Annotated in this window: 15 protein-coding genes; 7 read left to right on the plus strand and 8 right to left on the minus strand. The window is 61.6% G+C overall.

Translation table 11 applies throughout. The features are described 5' to 3' along the window. Positions 1-266: 266 nt before the first annotated feature. Genes M5C56_RS17300 through M5C56_RS17310 form a run of 3 tightly spaced genes read right to left on the minus strand, consistent with a single transcriptional unit; the run spans position 267 to position 2,776 of the window. Positions 267-818 carry an STY4526/YPO1902 family pathogenicity island replication protein gene (locus M5C56_RS17300; protein WP_103498057.1) on the minus strand — a complete coding sequence of 184 codons (552 nt, stop codon included), beginning with the start codon at positions 816-818 and terminating at the stop codon, positions 267-269. 25 nt (positions 819-843) lie between these two features. Then, on the minus strand, positions 844-2,508 hold the full coding sequence (locus M5C56_RS17305) for a ParB family protein (RefSeq protein ID WP_247263234.1): 1,665 nt from the start codon (positions 2,506-2,508) through the stop codon (positions 844-846). Next, positions 2,489-2,776, minus strand: a complete 288-nt coding sequence (locus M5C56_RS17310; RefSeq protein ID WP_247263233.1) for a hypothetical protein — start codon at positions 2,774-2,776, stop codon at positions 2,489-2,491. Before M5C56_RS17310 ends, M5C56_RS17305 begins: the two co-directional genes overlap by 20 nt. 559 nt (positions 2,777-3,335) lie before the next feature. Between M5C56_RS17310 and M5C56_RS17315 the strand changes: the two genes are divergently transcribed. After that, the gene (locus M5C56_RS17315; protein ID WP_103498053.1) at positions 3,336-3,806 is read left to right on the plus strand and encodes an FAD/FMN-containing dehydrogenase; all 471 of its coding nucleotides are present in this window, start codon (positions 3,336-3,338) and stop codon (positions 3,804-3,806) included. A gap of 223 nt (positions 3,807-4,029) precedes the next feature. Further along, positions 4,030-5,475: a DHA2 family efflux MFS transporter permease subunit gene (locus M5C56_RS17320; protein WP_103498052.1), complete on the plus strand. Its 1,446-nt coding sequence runs from the start codon at positions 4,030-4,032 to the stop codon at positions 5,473-5,475. Here M5C56_RS17320 and M5C56_RS17325 read toward each other — a convergent pair. Continuing rightward, positions 5,472-7,553 carry an EAL domain-containing protein gene (locus M5C56_RS17325; RefSeq protein ID WP_247263232.1) on the minus strand — a complete coding sequence of 694 codons (2,082 nt, stop codon included), beginning with the start codon at positions 7,551-7,553 and terminating at the stop codon, positions 5,472-5,474. The genes M5C56_RS17320 and M5C56_RS17325 overlap by 4 nt on opposite strands. A gap of 275 nt (positions 7,554-7,828) precedes the next feature. Beyond that, on the minus strand, positions 7,829-8,713 hold the full coding sequence (locus M5C56_RS17330; RefSeq protein WP_103499630.1) for a LysR substrate-binding domain-containing protein: 885 nt from the start codon (positions 8,711-8,713) through the stop codon (positions 7,829-7,831). 103 nt (positions 8,714-8,816) lie between these two features. Between M5C56_RS17330 and M5C56_RS17335 the strand changes: the two genes are divergently transcribed. Together M5C56_RS17335 and M5C56_RS17340 are read left to right on the plus strand one after the other, a co-directional pair. Next, positions 8,817-9,314, plus strand: coding sequence for a heme-binding protein (locus tag M5C56_RS17335; RefSeq protein WP_103499629.1), 498 nt, complete (start codon positions 8,817-8,819; stop codon positions 9,312-9,314). After that, positions 9,311-10,849 (plus strand): MFS transporter, encoded by a 1,539-nt coding sequence (locus M5C56_RS17340; protein ID WP_247263231.1) that lies wholly within the window; start codon positions 9,311-9,313, stop codon positions 10,847-10,849. Before M5C56_RS17335 ends, M5C56_RS17340 begins: the two co-directional genes overlap by 4 nt. 60 nt (positions 10,850-10,909) lie before the next feature. Here the strand turns inward: M5C56_RS17340 and M5C56_RS17345 are convergent, their stop codons facing one another. Further along, entirely contained in the window at positions 10,910-11,335 is a 426-nt protein-coding gene (locus tag M5C56_RS17345) for a MerR family transcriptional regulator (protein ID WP_103497014.1), read from the minus strand. 78 nt (positions 11,336-11,413) lie between these two features. Between M5C56_RS17345 and M5C56_RS17350 the strand changes: the two genes are divergently transcribed. After that, positions 11,414-12,646 carry an NADH:flavin oxidoreductase/NADH oxidase family protein gene (locus tag M5C56_RS17350; RefSeq protein ID WP_103497013.1) on the plus strand — a complete coding sequence of 411 codons (1,233 nt, stop codon included), beginning with the start codon at positions 11,414-11,416 and terminating at the stop codon, positions 12,644-12,646. Positions 12,647-12,651: 5 nt separating this feature from the next. On the opposite strand, the gene M5C56_RS17355 is transcribed toward M5C56_RS17350, so the two are convergent. Beyond that, positions 12,652-14,298 (minus strand): phospholipase D-like domain-containing protein, encoded by a 1,647-nt coding sequence (locus M5C56_RS17355; RefSeq protein ID WP_103497012.1) that lies wholly within the window; start codon positions 14,296-14,298, stop codon positions 12,652-12,654. Positions 14,299-14,494: 196 nt separating this feature from the next. Here M5C56_RS17355 and M5C56_RS17360 point away from each other — a divergent pair, with 196 nt between their 5' ends. Further along, positions 14,495-15,187 carry a YoaK family protein gene (locus tag M5C56_RS17360; protein WP_103497011.1) on the plus strand — a complete coding sequence of 231 codons (693 nt, stop codon included), beginning with the start codon at positions 14,495-14,497 and terminating at the stop codon, positions 15,185-15,187. A 13-nt stretch (positions 15,188-15,200) separates the two neighbouring features. Here the strand turns inward: M5C56_RS17360 and M5C56_RS17365 are convergent, their stop codons facing one another. Continuing rightward, on the minus strand, positions 15,201-16,076 hold the full coding sequence (locus M5C56_RS17365) for a patatin-like phospholipase family protein (RefSeq protein WP_103497010.1): 876 nt from the start codon (positions 16,074-16,076) through the stop codon (positions 15,201-15,203). A gap of 251 nt (positions 16,077-16,327) precedes the next feature. Here M5C56_RS17365 and M5C56_RS17370 point away from each other — a divergent pair, with 251 nt between their 5' ends. Continuing rightward, complete coding sequence (locus M5C56_RS17370; RefSeq protein WP_103497009.1) at positions 16,328-16,933, plus strand: glutathione S-transferase N-terminal domain-containing protein; 606 nt, start codon at positions 16,328-16,330, stop codon at positions 16,931-16,933. The last annotated feature ends 59 nt before the right edge of the window (positions 16,934-16,992 follow it).

The following is a 16,992-nucleotide window of genomic DNA, read 5'->3' on the forward strand; positions in this document are numbered from 1 at the left end:
CAGGAACAGGCGAGGCGTCAGTCGACAAACAGGTTTACGTATGATTCGTTTTAACGCGCGAAGGTCGAGAAGCGGAACTCACAGGATGGGGGATGGGGGATGGGACAGGCGAGCCGCGTGCCGATTCACTGAAAATTCAGTAGCACCAAGCCAGTATGATTCCAGTGGAATCACCTGGAGAACTTCCCCCCAGCTCCCCACTTGCCAGGGCGAACGGGGACCCACTGCGGTCCCCGAGATAAAGCCGTGGAAGGATCCGCTGGCGATCACAGCAGGTCTTGAGTGATCCAGCTTTGGATAATGCTCCAGACCTTCGCCAGACTCTGCGTTGACTCTCGCTCAGTCATCAGCATGGCTACCTTCAAAACGGAGCGCATACACTGCAGGTTGGTACTCTGCTCCTTCGTGAGTTTGGCCCAATGCTCCCGGAGAATGGCCTCATGCTCAGGGCCGACTTTAGGTAAGCGTCCCTTACGACAGGGAATCCCCAGAATGTCACGCCGGACAGCGACCTCCTTGGGTGGCAAACCAAAGAGTTCAGTAATCATGGCCGTACTCGCGCCCAAGCTGATCGCACGCCGGATCATGCCCTCCTCATCCATATTTCTGGCATGGGCCAACAACCGTTGGACAATGGTGCCATCCACGATAACCCTAAACCAGGGGACCGGTGAGTTCACCAAGGCCACCATGTTGTGAGGATCACTCAGGGTTTGTAAGTCCTTTTCTTCAAACCCCATGGCCAGGCAGCTACGCAGTTGGCCATTTTTGATGTTGTCTAAAACTTGAAAGGCGACTGCCAAATTCAAAGGGAGCACATGTACCTCCACCATTCCATGGTAATTAAACAACCTGATTCACAGGTCGATCTTCCTGTCGTTCAACAAGACGCCGAGCCAAACGTATGACCCGGAACAGCTTGATCAGGGCGATATCACTGAGACGCTCTGGTCTCGACACCGGCTGATCGTTGAGCGGCAAACCGCCCAGAAGTAATTGCCCGAGCTTGACCGAGAATCGGTCGCCGGACATTTCAAAGGGCAACGCCAGATTAGTGTTGCCCCTGAGTGGTGCTGGCCCTGAGACCAGTCCACAACCGTCGCTCAATCCCTCCAAGAGATTGAGGATAATGAGCGCCTCAGGCGTGGGCCCCTCTGGCGTGATAGTGAGCGAATCATTGCCCCAGTCCACCGGATAGATGCACTGATAACCGATACCCTGGCTCCTCGCGCAGAAGAACTCAGGCGCTAGTGCCACCTCATCGGCGATGTCCCGCACCAAACCAAAAATCGCCTGGCGCAAACCCTCAGGATCATCGACAGCACCTTCGAGATCGTCACAATCCACCGCCCCATTGGGTTCATCCACCTGCACGGCAACGAACGGTTGAGGCATCGACTCGACAGCCGCTGTCGCATCACCGTCGTCACTGATCTGCAGCGGCCCGACCACTTCAGTGCAGGGCATTTGTTCCGGTGTGATCGAGCCTATAGGGTCCTGAAGGCCTGTAGGCTGTTCCTCTGCCGTGAGCGTGAACGGCAGCTCGCCCAAGGGCTCAGGCGGGACCACTTCGCCAACCCTCAAAGGATTGCCAGACGCCGGCACCTCGGATACCCCAGGAGCGTTGTCAGTGGCCTGCCCTGCTTGCGGCGATAACAATGGAGTTGTCTGGGAAAGCTCCATCGCATGCTGTTGCGACACCTGACGTTCGGGTTCAAGGAGGTCCAGTTTCAGCGCGTTGTAATCCTGCCCCAGTAACTGCGCCATCTTATGCAGCAACTCATCTTGGAAACGTTCGTAGCTGAAGTCTCCCTGGTCAAACAGAGCAAGAGTCTCCTGGAACAGGGGGGCGTGATCCATCGCTTGCCCCACTGCCCCCGCGTACTTCAACCAAGTTCTTTCACTCAACCGGCGCAGCGCGGTCAGCTTTTCGATTTGGGGCTTACCCAAGCCTGCGTGCAACGTATTGGGAATGGCCGGCAGCAAATAGCGCAGCGTGTCCTGCATCTTGCTGATGTGGGACTGCGAAACCGGGTAACCATCGGCCATAAGGCGCCTGGCCAACTCACGCTGGGAAAGCGGCGCTTCCAGCTCCTGTTCATAGAACGCCTTCAGCCGCTCCACCCCCAGCGCCCGCTCGATAAAGGTCAGCCCACCGTGCAGGTCGTTCTCCGTCAGGTGCCCTGCCAGGGCAACGATCTCCCCACGAGCCGGCCAAGGACGAAACAAGCAGTGAATACGAAAGAACTGCTCGTCTCGGGTTTCCTGCCAGAGGTCATTGAGAATCGCCAGCCGTGTATTACCACCGTTGCGGATGATGAAGTGCGCCTCTCCTGGCCTACGGGTGATGGGTGGTGGCGCGTCCAAACCACGGCTGAGGATGGAAGCCCGTATCTCGTCATACAGCGGGTTGCGGTTCACCCGGGGGTCGTATTCATAGGCCCGCAGTTCGTCCAGCGTCACAATCATCGGGGTGTCGACAACGGGATCAGGTAATCGCGCCGTCATCGTCTCTTCCTTGTCGTCCCTCAAAGACCTCGAGAGCCTCTGCCAAGTCCTCAAGATCGGATTGAGACTCATAGCAGTACCCCTCAAGCTGAACACGCAGTACCTCAACCTCTGCCCAACCCTCCAGGCGGCAAGCCAGTTCGTACAGAAAACCACGGCTGTCCAACAACTCTTTGCTGAGTTTGAACAGTACCGTGCAGGTGTCATCGACACCCTCATCAAGGCCCAAATCCATTTGTGCATTCTCCCTGTTGTAGCGATCGCCCACAGCGCCGGCCGCCTTCTACTTCGCCTTGTGGCAGGAATGACTCAGCAGCCCCACCGAACTCTCCTCCTGCAAGATCCGAACCCGCACCCATCGTCTATGAGCGTCATCGTGCATGTCATCGGATCCATTCCGTAATGACGCTCTTGATTTTTAGTTCATTTCCTAAGAGGTCTCTGTCAGTAAAAGCGCCTCATCAAAGAGAAAAGCAGGCGCTCATTGTGAGAAGCCACAGTAGTTATCAATCCATGGGGGGAAATGTCGCCACGATCACTGACAAAAAAGAGCAACCCAACACCTGTACCCGAAGTAATCACACGTCGATGCTTGAACCTGAGTGCATCTGCCAGAGCTCCCGTTACGCCTCAAGGCTGACGTTTGATGCGGTGAAATACTTAGCCTCACGGGCATGGGAAGCGGACGCCCGCAATCCACCTTGCTATCCTGCTGCCCGGGGCTGCTACAGGCGACTTCATGGATGATGTGGCTGCGCCAAACGTGATGAGCCCCGCGCCACTGCACAATGCCAATCAGTACAACCTGAACCACGAGGTCATGAACAGTGAGAGTTGCAATTACGTTGTTGTTGAGCCTGCTGCCGTTTCTGGCTCAGGCGACGGAGATCGGCGAGCGCCTGGCCCCCTGGACCTTGCTTGATCAATATGACCAGCCCTATAGCCTGGATGCACATACCCAGGTTCTGTTGGTCGCCCGCACCATGGACGGCGCCAAGCTGGTCAAGGCCGCCTTGCAGGACAAGCCCAAAGGCTTCCTGGAAGCCCGCCACACTGTCTTCATCGCGGATATCCAACGTATGCCCGCACTGGTCAGCAAACTCTTCGCCATTCCCGCCATGCGTGACTACAACTACCGCGTCATGCTCGACCGCGACAGTCGCGTGGTGCCACGTTACCCAGGCGCTGAAGAGAAGGTACTGTGGCTGCAACTGGACAACGGCCGGTTGGTGGCACAACGCGAATTCGCCAGTGCCACCGACTTGCGCACAGCATTGGATCACGTAGCAAGTCCATAATGGCTTTGTCGGGCCGGGACTGTTTATCGTTCGAGAAATCGCCAAGGTCCATGGCCGAGGTGTAACGGGCAGCTCAGATGCACAGAATGCGCACGACCTTCGACATACACTTTCCGATCATCTATCCACGGACCTGAAGCCTTAACAACCTCCCTACACTCTCTCTATTGAGCCCGGCGCGACCCACGACCTAAACTCCCCGGCCCTCACACGAGAAGCCCTCATGACAGCACCTGCCTCCCCCATCGCCGGGTCGGACCACCGCTGGCTCGCCTTGATCGTCCTGTGCCTCGGGGTACTGATGATCGTGCTCGACACCACCATCGTTAACGTCGCGCTGCCGTCGATCCAGACCGATCTGCACTTCACGCAAACCTCCCTCGCCTGGGTGGTAAACGCCTATATGCTGACCTTCGGCGGCTTTCTACTGCTGGGCGGTCGCCTGGGTGATCTCTACGGCCATCGACGCCTGTTCCTGCTCGGTATCGGCTTCTTCACCCTCGCCTCGCTGGCCTGTGGCCTGGCCCACAACCAGGAAACGCTGATCTGGGCCCGGGCCTTTCAAGGCCTGGCCGCCGCCGTGGTGACCGCCGTGGCCCTGTCGCTGATCATGGACCTGTTCAGCGAACCGGCCGACCGGGCCAAGGCCATGGGCGTCTACGGTTTTGTCTGTGCCGGTGGCGGTAGCCTGGGCGCCCTGCTCGGCGGCGTGCTCACCAGCACCTTGAGCTGGCACTGGATCTTCCTGGTCAACCTGCCGATCGGCGTGGTGGTGATCGCACTGTCCCTGCGCCTGCTCTCGAAAACCCTCAACCAGCACCCGTCCCGCGACCTCGATGTGGCCGGCGCACTCAGCGTGACCGCCTCGCTGATGCTGGCGGTCTACGCCATCGTCAATGGCAACGAAATGGGCTGGACATCGCTGCGCACCGTCGCGCAACTGCTGATTGCCGTCGGCCTGCTGCTGGCCTTCCTGGTCATCGAGACCCGCGTAAAAGTCCCGCTGATGCCCTTGCGCCTGTTCCGCCTGCGCAACCTGGCCATCGCCAATATCATCGGCGTGCTCTGGGCCGCCGCGATGTTCGCCTGGTTCTTCCTGTCGGCGCTGTACATGCAGTTGGTGCTGGGCTACACGCCCTGGGAGGTGGGTCTGGCGTTCCTGCCCGCGAACCTGATCATGGCGGTCTTTTCCCTGGGTATCTCGGCCAGGCTGGTGATGCGTTTCGGCATTCGCCTGCCCCTGGCGGTCGGGCTGGTGCTGGCGGCCCTGGGGCTGCTGCTGTTCGCCCAGGCGCCGGTCGACGGCCACTTCCTGCCCAACATTCTCCCGGGCATGCTGTTGCTCGGCCTGGGCGCGGGCATTGCCTTCAATCCGTTGCTGCTGGCGGCGATGAATGACGTCGCGCCGTCCGAGTCGGGGCTGGCTTCCGGCGTGGTCAATACCGCTTTCATGATGGGTGGCGCACTGGGATTGGCGGCACTGGCCAGCCTGGCCGCGGCGCGTACCGAATCGCATCTGGCGGCAGGAGTGTCGGCACTCTCGGCCCTCAACGACGGCTATCAGAGCGCCTTTCTGGTGGGCGCGGTGTTTGCCGCGCTGGGTGCGGGCCTGGCCGCGGTCATGATGCGCAACAAAAGCGGTGAAAGCCTGGGAGGTGCCGAGGTCTAGCTTGCAGCCTGACGTTCGAGCCGGCCGATATCAGCCATGAATTTCTCCGCTGGCAAGGGGTGCCCCAGCAAGTAGCCTTGCAGGGAGTCGCACCCCAGACGGGTCAGGAAACTCTGCTGCATATCGGTTTCCACCCCTTCGGCGACGATCCGTAACCCCAGCGCCTGGCCCAGGGCGACAATGGCCGAAACGATCGCCGCATCATCAGAGTCATGCTCCAGATCACGGACAAAACCGCGGTCGATCTTCAACTCGTTGGCCGGCAGACGCTTGAGGTACATCAAGCTCGAATAGCCGGTGCCGAAATCGTCGATGGACAGGTCCACGCCCATGTCCGAAAGCTTCTGCAACACTTCCATACTCGCATCGGCGTCACTCATGGCCGTGGTTTCGGTGATCTCCAGGGTCAGGCTGTTGGCCGGCAACTGATGCCGGGCCAGGGCGTTGGCCACGCTGTCGACCAGGCCCACATGGCAAAACTGCAGGGCCGAGAGATTCACCGCGATACGCCAGTCCTGGTAGCCCTGCTCATACCACAAGCGCATTTGCCGACACGCTTCGTTCAGTACCCAGTCGCCGATGGGGATGATCAGGCCGGTCTTTTCCGCCAGGGCGATGAACTTGTCCGGCAGCAACAACCCTTCCTCGGGGTGCTCCCAGCGCAACAGAGCCTCGGCGCCGATCGGTGTGCCCTTCAGGGCGTCGAACTTGGGTTGGTAAAAAAGACGGAACTGTTGCTGTTCCAAGGCCTGGCGCAGGTCCTGCAAGAGTTGCAACTGCTTGCGGGCGTTGCTGTTCATCGATGCGTCGAAGAAGCTGTGGCCGTTTTTGCCCGCCCCCTTGGCGTGATACATCGCCGCGTCGGCGTTCATCAGCAATTCTTCGGCGGTCTGACCGTTGCCCGGGAACAGCACGATGCCGAGGCTCGCGGAGATCAGCAGGTCGTGGTCGCCCACCCGGAACGGCCGGGAGATCAGGCCGACCTGACGCGACGCCACTTGCAGCGCATCGTCCGGCTCGGCCAACTGCACCAGCAACACGAACTCATCACCACCGATGCGCGCCAGGGTGTCCTGGCCGCGCAGATCTTCGCGCAGGCGCAGGGCGACTTCGCGCAGCAACTGATCGCCCATGTGGTGGCCGAACGCATCGTTGACCGGCTTGAAGCCGTCCAGATCGATAAACATCAGCGCAAAGCAACCGCCTTCGTCCGTGGCCTTGTGCATCGCCTGGTCGATCCGGTCCGCCAGCAGCACACGGTTCGGCAAGCCGGTCAGGGTGTCATGCAGCGCCAAATGGATGAGTTCCTGGTTCGCCTGGCTCAGCGAATTGGCCAGCATGGCGGTCCGGGCTTCGAGTCGGGCATCGAGCAGCGAGGTCAACAGGGCGATGGACAGCACCGCCAGGCTGGTGACCAAGACCAGATTGTCCAGCCCCTTACCGGACAACCCGCTGCCCACCGCGCCACAGAAACTGCCCTGGCTGAAGTTGGCGGCCGCCATGCCGGTGTAGTGCATGCCGACAATCGCCAACCCCATGACAACCGACGCACCGCTACGGGCCAGGCGCACATAGGGTGTGCTGCGCCGCAGGTGAAAGGCGATCCACAAGGCCGCCGCCGAGGCCACCACGGCAATCACCAGTGAGGCGCCGAACAGGGTCGGGTCGTAATCGATACCGGGCTGCATCTGCAGTGCCGCCATGCCGCAATAGTGCATGGCACTGATGCCAGCCCCCATGATCAGGGCGCCGAGGGCCAATTGCACCACCGGCAGGCTGGGCTGGCTGACCAGCCAAAGGGCAAAGCCGCTGGAAAGAATCGCAATCAGCAGTGACAGCAACGTCAGTGGGCCGTCGTAGGCCAAGGCAATCGGCAGCTTGAACGCGAGCATGCCGATAAAGTGCATGGACCATACCCCCACGCCCATGGCCATGGCACCGCCGGCCATCCACAGGTACACCGCCCGTCCGCTGGCCGTGGCAATGCGCCCGGCCAGATCCAGCGCGGTATAAGAGGCCAGGATCGCCACACAAAGGGACATGAAGACCAGCGCGGAGGAATAGCTACCAATGAGCATGACGAATCTCTGAAACATCGAACCGGACAATGCCCGAACTCGGTGAAAAAACGGCGGATTGTACCTGCTTCCCTGCGAGTGCACGGTGGAATATTGGCTACTGGCCATTATTCAGGAGGACCTGCCCGACGTATAGGTCAGCGCCCAGGGAAGACCGATCAACGGCATGCTGTATCGATTATGCGCAGGCTCGACCGGCCCAACACTATTTGACGTGCTGGTCGCCTAATCGATAATAGCCGATCAGGCGTAAGTCGCTCCGGTCTCAGGCCTGATCAAGCCCTCTCTCCCGGAGATTCACGTTTGACCCGCTCGATATAACGCGCCACCGCCGGGGCCTTTTCAAAACGCCGATAAATCAGCGACAACCAGGAACTTGCCTCGCAGCCGTGGATCGGTCGATACACCACATTCGGCAGGTTCACATGGCCGACCACCGATTCGGGCACCACCGCCACGCCCTGCCCCAGGGACACCGCCGCGATCACCGCCACCAGCCCGCCGGGCTGCGGCCCCAGCTTCGGCGCATAACCACCCTGGGCGGCGACCTGCAGGGTGCCGCTGATCTGCTCCGGCAGAATGAAGGTTTCATTCTGCAAATGTTCGGTGCCGATCTGTTTCAGACGGCACAACCAGGCATCGTCCGCCACGGCCAGCACAAACCCTTCGGCGTTCAGGCGCACCGCATCCACGCCCTCGGGCAAGGACATCGGCGAGCGCACATAACCGATATCGAAACGTCCCTCGGCGATCAACCCAGGCAGCACCGCCATCGGGCTTTCGCGCACCGTAAGGCTGACCTCGGCGAACTCCCGGCCGAAGGCCTTGACCTGGCGCTGCAGCACCCCGGAATACACCGCCGAGGCTACATAACCGAGTTCGATATGCCCGACTTCACCGCGTCCGGCCCGCTGCGCATTGCGCTGGGCAAACTCGAACTGGCGCACCGTTGCTTCGGCTTCCGGCAGCAGTGCCGCACCGGCTTCGGTGAGGGTGACCTCGCGCTGCCCACGCAAAAACAGCCGGGTGCCGAGAGCGACCTCCATATCCTGGATCTGTCGACTCAGGGTCGGCGGCGCGATATCCAGCTGCTCGGCCGCCCGGGTGAAATTGCGTTGCCGGGCCACCGCCAGGAAATAGCGGAAATGACGAATTTCCATACAGGCATTAGCTCAAAGGTAATGAAGTACCGAAGCCCACCTAACAAAGCTAGGTCCGAGCCGCGATAAGCTGCTTCTACCGCCACAGTAGAGAGCTTGTACCATGCGCGTCAAATCCCTTATTCCCTTGTTTTTTGCCTGCTTGAGCCTGCCGTTGGTGGCAACAGCCGACTCATCACCCGCCGTTGCCCACAAGGCAATCCTTGACCTGGGGCTGGCCCGTACGCTGCTCGAGGCCGCCGAACAGGCAGCCACGGCAAAAGGCTGGCCCTGCGCAATTGTGGTGGTCGATGACGGCGGCTGGCCGGTCCTCGGCGAACGCATGAACGGCGCCCCCGTAGTGGCCGGTATTCAACTGGCCGAAGGCAAGGCCCGAACGTCGGCGCTGTTCAAACGGCCGTCGGGCGATCTGGAAAACGCCGTCAACGGCGGACGCCAGGCCGCCCTCAGCGCCGGCCTGGTGATGATGAAAGGGGCACAGCCGATTCGCCTCGAAGGCCAGGTGATCGGCGCCATCGGCATCAGCGCCGACACCCCGGCCCATGACGATGAAATCGCCCTGGCCGCCATCGCCGCCCTGCCGTCGCAGGCCCAGCCATGAGCCGGGTCAGCCCACGCTTGACACTGCTGACCGCCTCCGGCGTCTGCTCGCTGATTGTCCTCGATACCAATATCGTTGCCGTCACCCTGCCCAGCATTGCCCGCGACCTGGGGGCAAACTTCGCCGATATCGAGTGGGTGGTCAGTGCCTACATGCTGGCCTTCGCCGCCCTGCTGCTGCCGGCGGGGAGCATCGCCGACCGCTTCGGCCGACGCAAAACCCTGCTCTGGGGCCTGACCCTGTTCATCCTCGCGTCACTGGGCTGTGGCGCCGCACCCGACAGCCTGTTCCTCGATATCGCCCGCGCCATCAAGGGCGTCGGTGCCGCGCTGTTGCTGACCTCCGCCCTCGCCTCCATCGGCCACGTCTTTCACGACGAGGCCGAGCGGGCCAAGGCCTGGGCCTTCTGGGGTGCCTGCATGGGAGTCGCCATGACCGCCGCGCCAACCCTCGGCGGGCTGATTACCCAGTACCTGGGCTGGCGCTGGATTTTCTACCTAAACCTGCCGGTGGGCCTGCTGCTGATGGCGATGGTCCGCCACGCCGTGCCGGAGTCCCGGGACAGCCAGGCGGCGCGCCTGGATCCCTGGGGCAGCCTGGCCTTCAGCGGCGCCTTGCTGTGCCTGATCTGGGGCTTGATCGAAGCCAATCGCATCGGTTGGAACAGCCCGCTGACCTACACCCGGCTGCTGGGCGGCGCTGCGCTGCTGGGCCTGTTCGTGTTCGTCGAACGGGTGCAACAACGGCCGATGGTCGACCTGCAACTGTTCCGCCACCCGCGCTTTATCGGTGCCCTGCTGGGGATGTTCGCCTATGCCGGTTGCGCCCAGGTGATGATGACCCTGCTGCCGTTCTACCTGCAAAACGGCCTGGGCTTTTCCGCCGTGGCTTCGGGCCTGGGCATGTTGCCCTTCGCCCTGGCCATGCTGATCTGCCCGCGTATCGGTATTCGACTGGCCTCACGGTTCGCCCCGGCGACAATGATGGCGAGCGGCCTGGCCCTGGTCGGTTGCGGCAACCTGCTCAGCGCCTGGGCGGTCGGCAGTGGCAGCTACCTGCCATTTGCCCTGGCGATTACCGTGACCGGTGCCGGCGCCGGACTGCTCAACGGTGATACCCAGAAAAACATCATGGCCTGCGTACCCCGGGAACGGGCCGGCATGGCCTCGGGGATGAGCACCACCATGCGCTTCAGCGCGATCATGCTGACCATCGGTGTGTTCGGTGCCCTGCTCGCCAGCCATACCGAGCAATTGCTCCAGGCCAGCCTCGCCGCCCAGGCCGCGCCCTGGCTCGATCAGGCCCGGGCGATTGCCTCGCGGGTGGTCGCCGGTGATATGCCGGCGGCCATGGCAACGCTGCCGGAGTCCGCACGCCAGGTGGTCCAGCCTCTGGCTCGCGCAGCCTTCGTCGGGGGCTTTGCCACGGTGCTCTGGGTCGCGGGCTTGCTGGCGTTGTCAGGGGCGTTGGTGGTGGGCAGTTTGATGCGCCATCCACTGCCCGTCAGCCGCTCTTATTCATTGGCCAGGGAATAAGTCCGTACGGGACTCGTCGTACGGGCACTGAAATTATTCAGCCGCCCAATTGAGAAGCCCTTACAGTGGTAGCCGTGGTTGCGGGGACTGGATCGACGCCAATACCCGCTCGGTGTTTTCCGTGCAACTGACCCCATCGGGTCGGTTGCGGATGCTATTGACGATCCCCAACAACTGCATCTTGCTATGGGCCAGGCGCGCCTGCATGGCTTCGATCTGATCGATCTTGCGCTCCAGGCTGTCGACCATGACCTCATGGCCCAAGCCCCCGGTCTCGGCCACCGGCACCAACGCCCGTAGTTCCTCGAGACTGAAACCCGCCTGCTGTGCGCACTGGATGATCGACAATGTCTGCAACACCTCGGCCGGGTACTCACGATAACCGTTGGCCTGGCGCTGTACCTTGCGAATCAACCCCTGGGCTTCGTAAAACCTGATCTTCGACGCCGCCAGGCCACTGCGTAGGGCCAGTTCACCGATCTTCATAAGAGGCCTCGAATGGACGCTTGACATTAAAGTTAGGTTTAAGCTTAGCCTGAACTCCCCACTACCCCGGAGTCAAGCATGTCCCCCTTTCAAGCACTGCTCTTGCCCAACGGCGTACAGATCCCGAATCGCATCGCCAAGGCCGCCATGGAAGAGAACATGGCTGACCTGGATAACGCGCCTTCCGCTCAGTTGATGGAACTCTACCGCGCCTGGGCCGACGGTGAACCGGGTTTGCTGCTGACGGGTAACGTGATGATCGACCGTCGCGCCATGACCGGCCCGGGCGGTGTGGTGCTGGAAGATGAAAAACACCTGGAAAAATTCCGCCAGTGGGCCGCCATTGGCCGGGCCAAGGGCGCGCAATTCTGGATGCAGATAAACCATCCGGGGCGCCAGACCATGGCCAATCTCGGCCAGATCGCCTGGGCACCGTCCGCGGTGGCGCTGGATATGGGCGGCTTCTCGAAAATGTTCGCCGAACCTCGCCCCATGAGCGAAGCGGATATCGAAGAGGTGATCGGCCGTTTCGCCAACAGCGCCCGTCTCGCCGAGCAAGCGGGATTCACCGGTGTAGAGATCCATGCGGCCCACGGCTACTTGATCAGCCAGTTCCTCTCACCGCTGAGCAACCAGCGCAAAGACCGTTGGGGCGGCTCGCTGGAAAATCGCGCCCGCTTGTTGCTGTCGGTGGTCAAGGCGATAAGGGCCGTTGTCTCGCCGGACTTTTGCGTGGCGATCAAACTCAACTCGGCGGACTTCCAGCGCGGCGGCTTCGACGCTGACGATGCCCGCCAGGTGATCGAATGGCTGAACGACTTGCCGGTGGATCTGGTCGAGCTTTCAGGCGGTAGCTATGAGGCTCCGGCCATGCAGGGCGAAGCACGGGACGGTCGCACCCTGGCGCGGGAGGCCTACTTCATGGAAATGGCCGGCGAGTTGGCGAAGGTGGCGAAAATGCCGGTGATGGTCACCGGTGGCATTCGGCGCTTGCCCATCGTCGAACAGGTGCTGGACAGCGGCATCGCCATGGCCGGTATCGGCACTGCGTTGGCCGTGGAACCGCACCTGCCCCGACACTGGCGCGAAGGCCGCGACAGCCATCCGCAATTGCCACCGATCCACTGGAAGAAAAAGCCACTGGCGGCCTTGGCGAACATGGCGGTGGTCAAGTTCCAACTGCAGCGCCTGAGCAAGGGCAAGCGCCCTCACCCCGAGGTTTCGGCGGTGTGGGCGCTGGTGCTGGATCGGTTGTTTATCGGTCGAAGGACAAAGCAGTATCGCGCGGCGATGAAGAACCTGAGCGCCTGATCCCGTTAGCGCCCGGCAAACCGCAACCGAGACAGCATCTTCAAATCGCCATCCTTGTAATACCCATCGCTCCAGCTGTTGTCCGGCGACAGCGGCTGGACCTGCTTGAGCTCCAGCTTCTTCGCGTAATAGCGAAACCGGTAGTGCTCATAAAAGCGCAGGATCTCCAGGCCATAACGATCCGCCAGATCGGTATCGCCACGAATCACCAGGTAGTTCTCGTCATTGCCATCGCTGGCGCCGACGCTGAGGTTGTGGCTGCCACTGATAATGGTCGGCGCGTCGGTGGTGAAGTCAGTGACGATGGCCTTGGTATGCACCAGCAGGTTGCCCTTCTGGCCAAGGAGCCCCTCCTTGATCCAGCCCTCCAGGCCGGTATTGAGCAGCGCCGTGGCCACGAAATCATCCGTCCGATCGGCATGAATCCCGGAGATGCTGCTGGCGGTGTTCTGCAAGCCGAAACGCAGCACATCGTCGTGGGGCTTGCCGAGCAAGGCGTCGAGGATTTCCTGGGGCAAGGCAAAGGCCGTGGCGAACAGCACATCCTTCTGCGCCGCCGTAATGATCTGCACGAACTCCTTCAGATCGCCCTGTCCGGTACGCGGGGAAAACCCGGCGAACAGCGGCTGGCTCGGGTCCATGGGATTGTTCTGGGTGATCCACTTGCGGGTCGCCGCCACATCCGCCGGCGCCGCCCAGATCTCCTCGAAGACCTGGGTGTACTCGGTGGCCAGGCGGACGTCGTCAAGCACATGCACCACGTTGGCCTGACGATAGACACCATTGGCGGTGAAGTTGGTGCTGCCACAGAGCACGGCTTCAGGCCGGTACTCGCCACCGGCGTCGCGCTGACTGAGCACGATGAACTTGTCATGGAAGATATTGCTGGTGACCCGACCCCGTTTGCTCTCGGCCGGAATCGGCGCCAGGCTCTGCTCGTTCAGGGTGGTGTCCTCATCACCGACCTTGGCGTGGTAGAGCACGCGAATCCGCACACCGCGCTGCTGCGCCGCGTTCACCGCATCGACTATCGCTTTCAACTGATACTCGTAGATGGCGATATCCAGGCCCCACTGCACATCCGCTGCACGGGCAATAAAACCCAGCAACTCTTCCAGCAGGCCGTTTTCCAACCACAGCCGCGCCGCATCGGGCCAGGCTTCGATGGGCAGGTTTTTCTGGGTGGTGATCAGTTTGTCCAGATCCGGAAATTTGCGTTCGAAGCCCTGGCTGGCCGCCACCGCACGGTTGAAGATCACTCGCTGGCCCTTGGGCAGGCCATTGTCGGTGGTCACCGTCACCGCCAGTGATTCGCCCAGTTGCGGCGCATCGGGCGTGCCGTAGGCCAGGTGCACCCGATAGTTGCAGGTGCTGCCGGGCTCGACGTTGTAGTCGGCCCAACGGAATTTCTGCAAAGGCGCCAGATTGCTCGGGGTCGCGTGGTACTGGGGGAAGGTGTGTTCCTTGCCGGGGAACGTCAGGCTGTTGAACAGGAACTCCCAGGGCCCGCTACCTTCCTGGCGTTCGATGGCAAAACCGAGCAGGCCGGCCCGCCGCGATTCGGCCAGGTCGATGGCCAGCAACACGCCACTGGTCCCGGCGTAGGCCTTGACCCGAAAATCGTCCTGGGGATTGCTCTGAAGTACGCGCATGCACCACATCCTTGGGAAGTCCGCTGAGGTGTTCGAGCGTAGCGAATTTTTATGACGCCAGGCACTTCATACGCGACTTTCACCATGAAATTTTCCATCCAAGGTTTCAACCGTCCGACCTTGATCAACGACAAGCGGCGAGTTACCGTCTGACTCCATCCGGTGCCCCCGACGCCAGAACCAGAGAGGACATGCCATGGAATCCCCCTTGCACCCCAGCGTAGGGCCGGCCCTCAGCTTCAACGGCGGCTTCGTCGACACCCTGGGTTTCCTCGCCTTGCAAGGGCTGTTCACCGCCCACGTCACCGGCAACTTCGTCACCCTGGGGGTGAGCATTGTCCATGGCACCTCCGGCGCACTGCCCAAGCTGATCGCGCTACCGGTATTCGTGCTGGTGGTGGGGCTGACGCACCTGGCCGCGGTGGCCATCCATCGTCGGGGGCTGACGCCGCTGCGCCTGCTGCTGGTGACCCATACCCTGATACTGGCCGCCTTCGCTTTCCTGGCGATTTTCTGGGGCCCCTTTATCGACGGCGACAGCACGACGGCGCTGATCACCGGCATGACCGGGGTCACCGCCATGGCGATTCAGAACGCCATTTCCCGCCAGCATATGAAAGGCACCCCGCCGACCACGCTGATGACGGGCAACGTCACCCAGTTCGCCGTCGATGTGTTTGCCCTGTGGACCGAGCGGGATATGCAGCAACGGAGCGTGATCAAACAACGTCTGAAACCGATTTGCACGACGCTGCTGGCCTTTGCCTCAGGCTGCGTCAGCGCCGCCCTGCTCTATCTGGCCTGGGGATTGTGGGCGCTGATTCTGCCGGTAGTGGTTGCCGTGGGCGTCTGCCTGGGTGTCTACCGCGGCGACCGACTCAAGCCGTAACCGGCGTTACCCCTCAATGCCCGTGTGTCGAGGGGTGAGTGTGGGCCTGCAATGAATCGGGCACACCGGTACGAACCAACCCGCCCGCCTCGATCCAGATGCAGGTTTGTTCATAGGCACGCTGCAACAGGGCGTCGGTCTGGCTGAAGTCAAAGACCGAGATCCCCAAGGGACACAAAGGCGCGACCACGTGAATACCCGCCCGGTGCGCGTAGAGTTCGATATCCCGCACCAATTGCCGCATGCTCATCAGGTTCAACGTGTGCAGCGCCAGGGCCACCAGGCCGGCCGGCGGTTGTGGGCAGGCGCAGCCGAAGCCCGTCGGCACCACCACGATGCGATTGGCCCCCAGGTCGACCGCGCTGGCAATCGGTGTATTACTCGCCACGCCACCGTCGATCAACAGCTTGTCGCCAACCCTCACACAAGGAAATACCAACGGGATCGCCGCACTGGCCAGCAGCGCCTGTTCCGCGCTGCCGCTGGACAACAGCTCTTCGGCCCCCGTCAGCAGGTTGGTGGTGACGATATGCAGTGGCAGGACCGTGTCTTCGATCCGTGCCACGGGCAACGCTCGCTTGACCAGTCGCTCCAGCGCCGTGGCCTGCAACAGAAAGCCGCGCCGATTGATCAGCGCCCCCAGGGTATCGAGTAACGACAGGGGAAACACATCGCCCTTGCGCAAACTGCGCCAGAAGTCCGCCAGCTCCGCCACCCCCTGCGCGGTGGGCCGTGCGGCAAAGTAGGCGCCGTTGATGGCACCGACCGACGCGCCGATCACCAGGTCAAAGTTCACCCGGGCCTCCACCAGGGCCTTGAGCATGCCCACCTGGACCGCGCCGAGGCTCCCACCTCCAGCCAACACGAGGGCAGTTTTGACAGCGTGCATGGCAGGCCTCGCTCGTACTCAATGACGGTCATACAGGAGCATAGCTGGTGACTTGAAACTCAACGCGATAGCCAACTAGTATTGGGTCCGGACTCAATCCTCCTTGGCCGTGAACGAGACAGTGCTCCTTTCTTCAGATCGAGAGGGCGTTCTTCATGGAGCCTCAGGATAGTTGCGTGTCCGGCACAGTAACCGGTTCAAGCCCCAGGGGCTGCCAGGATTCCCTTCACCGCATCAAAAGGACAGGATCAATGAAGCTTATCGGTATGCTGGACTCTCCCTACGTGCGCCGGGTCGCCATCACCCTCAAGCACCTGGGCATCGCCTTCGAACACCAGTCGGTCTCGGTGTTTCGTGACTTCGAGCGCTTTGCGCAGATCAACCCGGTGGTCAAGGCCCCGACCCTGGTCTGCGACAGCGGTGAAGTGTTGATGGACTCCGGACTGATTCTCGAGTACCTGGCGCTGATCGCCGGTCCCGGCCAGGCCTATGCCAGCCTGGCCGAGCAGGTGCGCGGACTGCGACTGATCGGGCTGGCCCTGGCCGCCTGCGAAAAATCGGTGCAGATCGTCTATGAGAAGAATCTGCGTCCCGCGGAGAAACAGCATGGTCCCTGGCTGGAACGGGTTGGCGGCCAGTTGGCAGCCGCCTACACGCAGATCGAGAACGAACTGTCACGCCAGCAACTGCCCCAAGACGGCACGATTCGTCAGGAAGGCATCAGCCTGGCGGTTGCCTGGAGCTTCAGCAAGATGATGCTCCCCGAGCAATGCCTGGCGACACACTATCCGCACCTCGAACAATTCACGGCCTATGCCGAGCGCCTGGAGATTTTCGTCAGCACTCCGGCCACCTGATTCCCCGCTTCCTCCCACACCTGTTGATCCTGTCGGCGGTCAGTGACTAGGCCGCCGAC

Source organism: Pseudomonas sp. MWU13-2862 (genome assembly GCF_023242495.1).
Taxonomy (GTDB): domain Bacteria; phylum Pseudomonadota; class Gammaproteobacteria; order Pseudomonadales; family Pseudomonadaceae; genus Aquipseudomonas; species Aquipseudomonas gingeri_D.

Coding starts and splice junctions, on each gene's coding strand:
- M5C56_RS17305 (WP_247263234.1), bottom strand. CDS start 2,508: ATGACGGCGCGATTACCTGATCCCGTTGTCGACACCCCGATGATTGTG.
- M5C56_RS17320 (WP_103498052.1), top strand. CDS start 4,030: ATGACAGCACCTGCCTCCCCCATCGCCGGGTCGGACCACCGCTGGCTC.
- M5C56_RS17325 (WP_247263232.1), bottom strand. CDS start 7,553: ATGCTCATTGGTAGCTATTCCTCCGCGCTGGTCTTCATGTCCCTTTGT.
- M5C56_RS17330 (WP_103499630.1), bottom strand. CDS start 8,713: ATGGAAATTCGTCATTTCCGCTATTTCCTGGCGGTGGCCCGGCAACGC.
- M5C56_RS17335 (WP_103499629.1), top strand. CDS start 8,817: ATGCGCGTCAAATCCCTTATTCCCTTGTTTTTTGCCTGCTTGAGCCTG.
- M5C56_RS17340 (WP_247263231.1), top strand. CDS start 9,311: ATGAGCCGGGTCAGCCCACGCTTGACACTGCTGACCGCCTCCGGCGTC.
- M5C56_RS17345 (WP_103497014.1), bottom strand. CDS start 11,335: ATGAAGATCGGTGAACTGGCCCTACGCAGTGGCCTGGCGGCGTCGAAG.
- M5C56_RS17350 (WP_103497013.1), top strand. CDS start 11,414: ATGTCCCCCTTTCAAGCACTGCTCTTGCCCAACGGCGTACAGATCCCG.
- M5C56_RS17355 (WP_103497012.1), bottom strand. CDS start 14,298: ATGCGCGTACTTCAGAGCAATCCCCAGGACGATTTTCGGGTCAAGGCC.
- M5C56_RS17360 (WP_103497011.1), top strand. CDS start 14,495: ATGGAATCCCCCTTGCACCCCAGCGTAGGGCCGGCCCTCAGCTTCAAC.
- M5C56_RS17365 (WP_103497010.1), bottom strand. CDS start 16,076: ATGCACGCTGTCAAAACTGCCCTCGTGTTGGCTGGAGGTGGGAGCCTC.
- M5C56_RS17370 (WP_103497009.1), top strand. CDS start 16,328: ATGAAGCTTATCGGTATGCTGGACTCTCCCTACGTGCGCCGGGTCGCC.